Raw genomic sequence first — 584 nt, 5'->3', positions numbered from 1 at the left:
ACGGGGATACGCCCTATTCAGACTCGCTTTCGCTGCGGCTACCCCACCCGGGTTAACCTCGCGACGTGCCGGTGACTCGCAGGCTCATTCTTCAAAAGGCACGCCATCACCCCACCCACAAGGGGAAGGCTCTGACGGATTGTAGGCACATGGTTTCAGGTACTCTTTCACTCCCCTCCCGGGGTACTTTTCACCATTCCCTCACGGTACTCGTCCGCTATCGGTCATCGGGAAGTATTCAGGCTTACCGGGTGGTCCCGGCAGATTCACAGCAGATTCCACGGGCCCGCTGCTACTCGGGGACATGCGACAACAGAGACAATGTTTTCACCTACCGGACTCTCACCGCCTACGGTGGGCCATCCCAGACCACTTCGGCTAACACCATCTTTTCTCACTGCTGCCCCAGTCGGCGGACTGGAGAACACACACCCCACAACACCACACACACAACCCCCGCCGGGTATCACCATGCATGCGGTTTAGCCATCCTCCGCTTTCGCTCGCCACTACTCACGGAATCACTTTTGTTTTCTTCTCCTACGGGTACTGAGATGTTTCACTTCCCCGCGTTCCCCCCACAC

The 584-nt window shown here is 57.9% G+C and carries 1 rRNA gene; it reads right to left on the bottom strand.

The window, feature by feature from the left end:
• Window positions 1–584: ribosomal RNA gene (locus AC5Y36_RS25840) — 23S ribosomal RNA — on the bottom strand; the annotation flags it as partial.

The organism is Mycobacterium sp. NGS50 (genome assembly GCF_059812545.1).
Note: the sequence above shows the minus strand (reverse complement) of the source record. Positions and strands in the feature narration are given on the sequence as shown.